Source organism: Vibrio sp. 1562, from assembly GCF_033340155.1.
Classification (GTDB): Bacteria; Pseudomonadota; Gammaproteobacteria; order Enterobacterales; family Vibrionaceae; genus Vibrio; species Vibrio alginolyticus.
Genome location: NZ_JAWOVY010000743.1, coordinates 1 through 527, shown reverse-complemented (window position 1 = coordinate 527; position 527 = coordinate 1). Strand labels below are relative to the sequence as shown.

The 527-nt window shown below is 45.7% G+C and carries 1 protein-coding gene; it reads right to left on the bottom strand.

All coding sequences use genetic code 11. The features are described from left to right. The coding region (locus tag R7Z49_RS27410) for an insulinase family protein (RefSeq protein WP_318112816.1) at positions 1–527 on the bottom strand (527 nt) is incomplete at both ends.

Here is a 527-nt window from a genome sequence, read left to right as displayed (position 1 = left end):
GGTGTGAGTGTACAACTGACCGTAAAATCACGATAGTTGCTGCCACTTGCCCCGCCGCCGGCTGATAGGGAAGTGATCCAGCCTTTGCTTTTCAGTTGCAGCATCAAGCTCCCTTCGCCTTCGTAACCTAACAAATGAGCGAAATAAGAGAGAGGCTTCACGCCGTAGTGTTTATCCATTCCCGGCATAGGGAAGGTGAGAATGAGTTTGCGAAACTCTTTGATGGGCTCAATTTGAACCAAAATTCCGGTGCTGTCTTCAGTCCCAATCGGTACGTTAATCGATTTACCACTTAATTGATGATTAGGGATGTCAGCGAACATGGCTTCTACCCAAGCTTGCTGCTCATCAAGAGATTGAGGCCCAAACAACGTCAGCGTCATAAGATCGGCTGAATATTGAGAATGATGAAACTCGACAATTTCATCACGAATAGACTGACCATCTCGGTCGCCAAGCGTATCTAAATTGCCGACAGAGAATTTTGAAAATGGATGTTCTGGATTGATGACTTCTTTGTTGACTTG